Origin of the sequence: Hymenobacter coccineus (genome assembly GCF_001816125.1) — a bacterium.
GTDB classification, from domain to species: Bacteria; Bacteroidota; Bacteroidia; order Cytophagales; family Hymenobacteraceae; genus Hymenobacter; species Hymenobacter coccineus.
Genome location: NZ_MDZA01000150.1, coordinates 1 through 5604, shown reverse-complemented (window position 1 = coordinate 5604; position 5604 = coordinate 1). Strand labels below are relative to the sequence as shown.

At 66.7% G+C, this 5604-nt stretch carries 7 protein-coding genes; 1 reads left to right on the top strand and 6 read right to left on the bottom strand.

Annotation, left to right across the window (positions count from 1 at the left end):
• Positions 1-93 precede the first annotated feature (93 nt).
• The 6 genes from BEN49_RS10490 to BEN49_RS10465 all read right to left on the bottom strand — a co-directional run bounded on the left by BEN49_RS10490 (position 94) and on the right by BEN49_RS10465 (position 4379).
• On the bottom strand, positions 94-1167 hold the full coding sequence (locus tag BEN49_RS10490; RefSeq protein WP_070743054.1) for a DUF3089 domain-containing protein: 1074 nt from the start codon (positions 1165-1167) through the stop codon (positions 94-96).
• 224 nt (positions 1168-1391) lie between these two features.
• Positions 1392-2108, bottom strand: coding sequence for a hypothetical protein (locus tag BEN49_RS10485; RefSeq protein ID WP_125916723.1), 717 nt, complete (start codon positions 2106-2108; stop codon positions 1392-1394).
• A gap of 5 nt (positions 2109-2113) precedes the next feature.
• A complete protein-coding gene (locus tag BEN49_RS10480) occupies positions 2114-2575 on the bottom strand; it encodes a hypothetical protein (protein WP_070743050.1) in 462 nt (153 codons plus the stop codon).
• Between the two features lie 17 nt (positions 2576-2592).
• Positions 2593-3327: a hypothetical protein gene (locus tag BEN49_RS10475; protein WP_070743048.1), complete on the bottom strand. Its 735-nt coding sequence runs from the start codon at positions 3325-3327 to the stop codon at positions 2593-2595.
• Between the two features lie 52 nt (positions 3328-3379).
• A complete protein-coding gene (locus BEN49_RS10470; RefSeq protein ID WP_070743046.1) occupies positions 3380-3634 on the bottom strand; it encodes a hypothetical protein in 255 nt (84 codons plus the stop codon).
• A gap of 199 nt (positions 3635-3833) precedes the next feature.
• Positions 3834-4379, bottom strand: coding sequence for a hypothetical protein (locus tag BEN49_RS10465; protein ID WP_125916721.1), 546 nt, complete (start codon positions 4377-4379; stop codon positions 3834-3836).
• Between the two features lie 271 nt (positions 4380-4650).
• On the opposite strand from BEN49_RS10465, the gene BEN49_RS10460 reads away from it, so the two are divergent.
• Positions 4651-5604: SWIM zinc finger family protein (locus BEN49_RS10460; RefSeq protein ID WP_204376087.1), on the top strand; the 954-nt coding region annotated here is incomplete at its 3' end.

The window sequence follows — 5604 nt, the reverse complement described above, 5'->3', positions numbered from 1 at the left end:
AGCCCACTTCCAGTGGTTTCTTTTAGTCGGCTTTAGCCGAAACCACCGAATTCCATTCGGCTTCAAACCTATGGACTTTCAGTCCATAGTCGTTTAGTTATTGTGTAACTGCCACGCCCGCACCCGCGCCTCCGCATTCTCGCGGATATTTAGGTAGAAAAGGCCGATGTCGGCGGCGTGAAAAGAGTGGTGCAGCTCGGGGTAGCCGGGGAGGAAGAAGCGGGGGTAGCCGCGGACTTTAGGCGGGGTAATCCAGAGGAGGCCGCGGTGGACTTGGGCATCGGTGACGTGGGCATCGACGCGCTTCATTTGGGGCCCCACGCTGCCGCGGTTGAGGGCGGCGGGGGCCCTAAGGGTGTCGAGCGTCCAGGTGAGGGGGTTGGTAGCGACCAAGTTGTAGTAGGGCGGGTAATCGAAGCCGCGCTCGGAGGTGTTCCAGGCCACGTAGCAGCCGGTGGCCAGTGAATCGGGGCAGGGGCGGATGGTTTGGTACTCGTTGGTTTTCGCCTGGCAGCCGATGAGGTAAGCAACCACGAGGCGTTTGCGCAGCGCGGGGTCGTGGTCGAAAAAGTCGTGGAGCAGGCGCGTGGCGTGCGTACCGCCCTGGCTGTGGCCGGCGATTATGATGGGCCGGCCTTGGTTGTAGTGGGCGAGGTAGTATTGGAAGGCGGCCTTCACGTCGGTGTAGGCTAGGTCGAGGGCCTGTTGGCCGTCGGGGCCCTGTTTGTCGAAAAACGAGTACAGCGTGGCCTGCCGGTAGCGCGGAGCGTAGACGCGGCCCGCGGCGTTGAACGCGCTGGCTTGGTTGAAGATGGTGGTGCGGTCGGTGTAGCGGTTGAGGCGGGCGTTGCTCACGTCGGCGTTCCAGCTGCCACGCCAATAGTAACTGGTGGGGTGGACGAAGAATACGTCGGCGGGGGCCGTGGCCTGGCCGTCGCGCAAGCCGGCGCCGCGGGGCAGGGCGTCGGTTGAATCGCGGCGGGTGGGCAGGGCAGCCCAGCTGCTTTCCTGGGCGTAGTTGGGGGCCGTGGCGGGAGCCGGGGCCGTGAATCCGTGGGCGGGCTTGAGCAGGTTGACGCAACTAGTGCAGGTCAGTAGGGCCGCGGGCCACCACCAAGCTGGGCGCGGGGCCCTACGGCTTGGCAAAACGAAATAAGGCAAGCGCATGGGGCGGGCGGGTAACTAACCAGCTTGCGAAACAGCCGCGGCGGGGCGCAATGTTTCCGGTGGGACGTGGCTGCTTAGCTATTGAGGCGAGGGGGCTGGCTTGATGCGGGTAAGCCATGAGCGCCTGGGGCCCTGCTACGGTCGGGCGGCGGCGCGGCGATTACCGGGCAGCCGGCGAAAAGCCGGCAGCCCGGGCCGTTCTATGTGTGAGCCTGGGGCCCTGGCTACGGTATCAGCGTGTTTTCGATGACTTTCTCCTGGCGCAGGTATTCGATTTTATAGTCGGGCGTGAAGCGGACCCGCACCTGGGTGCGCGTTTGCTGGTGCTGCTGGAGCGTGGGCCGGAACGAGCGCGCTACCTCGGTGTAGTTGGCGGTGCGCGAGCCGTCGGCCGCCGGTGCGCTCACGCGCAGCGAGCCCGGCGCAATGCTGGCCCGGTAGTCCTGAAACTCGGGGAAGTGATTGGTGGCCAGGTTATCGGCAATGGCGGCGGGGGTGGTGCCGCGCAGCAACAGAAACCGCTCGACGGTGGGCGCGAAGTGGGCCCCGGCGTCGAAGGGCGCGGCGCGCAGGTCAGTGTAGTAGCTGGCCAGGGCCTCGCGCACTGCTTGCTCGCTGGCTTCAGCCGTGGCTTCGGGAGCAGCGGCGCTGTCGGCTGGAGCGGCAGCGCTGGGCGTAGCGGCGGGCGTAGCGGCGGGGGCCAGCGCGGTGCTATCAACCGCGGGGGCGAGGGGCGCAGTTTGAGGGAACACCCGCACAGTTTCGGGGGCGGCCACGGGCGGGCGCTCCAGCTGCGGGGCCTGGGGGCCCACTTCGGGAGTCACGGCGGTGCTATCGGCGGCGGTGCGGCTGCCGCTAGTCAGGTGCTCGGAGGCGCGTGGGCCGCTCATCAGGTACGCCACCAGCAGCACCAATAGCAGCACGCCACCGCCAATGAGCACGTAGTTCAGCGTGGACGAGCTAGCCGGTGGGGCCCCAGCTCGGCGGTGGCCTCGTCCTCCACCGCAGAGGGCGGCGCGGCAACAACCGGCGGGGCAGGTGGAGCGGCGGCCGAGGCGGGTCTTTTCGATCCTGTAAAATCCGGCGCCGGCACAGCGGGCGGCGCGGTTGATTTTCGGGTTCCCAGGAAATCCGGCGTTGGCACAGCGGGCGGCGCGGCACGGCTGGGCCCCACCGCAGGCGCGGGCACCGCAGGCGCGGGACTGGGCGCTGCGGGCACGGGCGGGGAACTGGGTACCGTGGGGGCCCCGGCCTCGGCTTGCAGCAGGGCCAGCAGGGCGGGCGCGTTCTGGCCTTGCAGCAGGGTGGCGATGCGGCGGTCGTAGTCGCGGTCGGTAATCAGGCCGTTTTGGCGGTCGCTGCGCAGCTGGCGCAGCGCGGCAAGGGCAGTTTCGAGCGAAGGGTCCACGCGGGGGGAAGGAAAGGCTATTTGCGTTCGAGGCCTGAGAGGCGAGCCTGGCGCTGCTGCAAGAGCTTGGAAGCCGCCGCGCGCGCCTCTACATTGAGCAGCAGGGCCGACGAGTCCTGGCTGATTTGCAGGCGGTTGGCGGCATTCTGCTTGATGAGTGACTCTATTTTGGATAAGTTGCTGGCCGTGTTTGAGCGGGCCGAATTGGTGCTTTTTTCGAGGCGGTCCTTCTCCTTGTCGGCCTTCTTTACCAGTTCTTCGGCCTCGGCTATCCGCTCGCGGTACACCTTGAGGCGGGCGGCGTTGGCGAAGCTTTGGGTGATGGTGCGCAGGGCGTTGAACTCGGTGGGCGTGCGGTCGGGGTCGAAGAACGAGCTACCGTCGAAGCTGCCGAACACGGCCAGCTCGGCCACCGAATCGGACGGCGCCACGGTGGTGGCGTAGAGGTCGACGAGCTTGCCCGAAATGGTGGAGGCCGGCGTTTGCTTGGCCTTGAGCGGGTCGGTTTTATTTCCGCCCACACCCAGCAGGCCGCCGCCCTTGAACTTGATGGCGTAATTGTCCTTCATCCAGGTTTGGAAGTAGTCGCGCAGCCAGCTGGCGCTGCTCTCCACCTGCACCTTGAGGGCGGCCCGCTCGCGGCGGTCGTAGTTGACGGTACTGGCGCGCACATCGTAGGTTTGGGCCCCGGCCGGGGCGGTGGCCAAAAGCGTAGCCAGGCAGCTCAGAAGCAAGCAATAGCGCTGAAACATAAGCAAAAAGGCATTTATAAAGAAGAGAACGGGAAGGTAAGCGGTGGGGGCCCTAGCGCAGCTCGTGGCGCTCGAAGGCGGCCTGCAAATCGGCGCGCATGGCCTGAAAGCGGCCGATGGCGGCGGCCAGAAACTCGTCGTCGAGCAACTCGCGGGCTTCGGCGTCGGTGCCGGTCATCAGGTCCAGCTCGGGCACCTTATAGGTCTGCTCCAGGTTGCCCTGCTCCAGCTTGAGCAGGAACTTGCTGTTCCAGGCCAAAAGCGTGATTTTAACGGCGGGGTGGGGAATGTCGGCGACGTGGCGCATGGCTCAAAAACAAGTCAAAAGGGCCCCGAAGGTAACCAGTGGGGCCCCAACCCCGCCGGGGCCCCTGCGCCGTAAAACGGAGTGGCACTCCGTTTCGGCGGATGAGCGGCAACGCAGGGACGTTTCGTCTTGACGTTCAAATGGCAATGGAGCGGCGCTACGTTTTGATGCTCAAACGGCAACGGAGTGCCACTCCGTTTTACAGGGTTGGGGGCCCCGGCGGTTTGGCGGGGGCCAGCAGCGTTTGCAGCAGGCTGATGTTGGCCACGATGAGCACGGTGGTGCAGTACGAGAGGAGGATTTCGCTCACCACGTAGCCCTGGGCCAGGCCGGCGGTGGGGTAAACCTCGCTGCCGCCGGCAGTGGTAAAGCGCCCGGTGCTGAAGTAAAAAAACGTGAGCAGCTGCCCCACGGGGTCCTGCTCGCCGAAGGGCAGGTGAAACGATTCGGGCCGGATGCGGTGCAGGCAGTAGTAGTCGATTGCGTACGACGAGATAATCAGCAACACGTTCAGGAACAAGAACATGAGCAAGTGGCGGCGGTACACGTCGTCGGCCGCCGAACGGCGAATCCAGCGCAGAATGGAGCCGACGAAGTACGTGAGCTTGGCCAGCGTTATGGCCACCAGCATGGCCGTGATGAGGCCGGGCGAGTACACCTCGTACAAATCGAACAAGAACAGCAGCGCCCCACCGGCAATGAAGCCAACGAACAGCAGGGCGGCGCGCACCAACGGATGACGCATAAGCAGCAGCGAGCCGCGTAGGGGCCCCGGGCAAAAGTAGCGCGGGCCAAATGCTGTTGACCGGGCGCGCAATGCGGTACCGGCACGGAGCCATTCCTGCGCCAAAAGCTGTTGGGTATCCACCCAAAAAACCACCGGAGCCCTTGGCGCTTGCCCTCCTCGCTGGGCGCGCCCAGCTGATGGCCGCGCCGAGGGGAAGGAGGGGCCCCGGGCCCCGCAGGCTTGTGCGGCGCGGCCTTATTTTGCCCCTCCCAACCCTGCCCCACCGCCCATGTTCACCCGCCAGACCCTGCGCCGCCTCGCCAACGACAACAGCTACCAGCGCGGCGAGGCCTACTACGACGAAGGGCAGGTGGAAAAGCTGCGCCGCGAGGGCACGGGCTTCGCCGCCACCGTGCGGGGCAGCCTCCCCTACCGCGTGGCCCTGCACCGGGGCCCCGCCGGTCCCGAGTTCAGCTGCAACTGCCCCTACGATTTCGATGGCATATGCAAGCACAAAGTGGCCCTGGGCCTGGCGGTGCTCGATGCCTACGGGACCGAGCTGGACGACCTGGCGGCCCCCGCCGAAACCGCCCCGCCCCTGGCCGACCGGGCCCTGGCCACGGCCATCAAAGCCGCCTGGGCCGACCGCAAGAAGGGCGACCGGCTGCGTTTTCTCAAGCAGGCGCTGGCCAAAAACGACGACCTGGCCCGGCAGTTCCTGGCCTTTGGCCAACCGCCCGCGCCGCCCGCCGACCCGCTGGCTGGCCTGCCCGCCCGCCTCACCGACACGCTGGAGGTGCTGGATTTTGACGAGGACTTCTGGGAGAACAGCGAGTTTTTTTACGAAGACGACGAAGGCGACGGCTTGCAGGAAGCCGCCGACGAGCTGCTGCGCGATGCCCTGGGGCCCTTCGCAGCCGAGCTGCTGCACTTGGCGCGGGGCGGGCAGCTGGTGGGGGCCCTGCGCTACTGGGCCACGGCCTGCGGGGCCCTCGCCCAACTGGAAGAGCCGGCCAGCGACGACTTTGGCTTATTTGATGGTTACGGCGAGGCGGCCCTGCACCAGTGGTACGCTGTGCTGGCCACCGTCGGCTGGCCCGATGCGCTGCTGGCCGCCGTGCTGCCACCCGCTGAGCTAGCCGCCGGCCTCGCCTGGCTGGCCGCGCACCTGGCCGACCCGCCCGCCCGTTGGCCCGGCTTCGAGGCCAGCTGGCAGCCGCTGCCTGCTGGCCCTGGCCGCCGA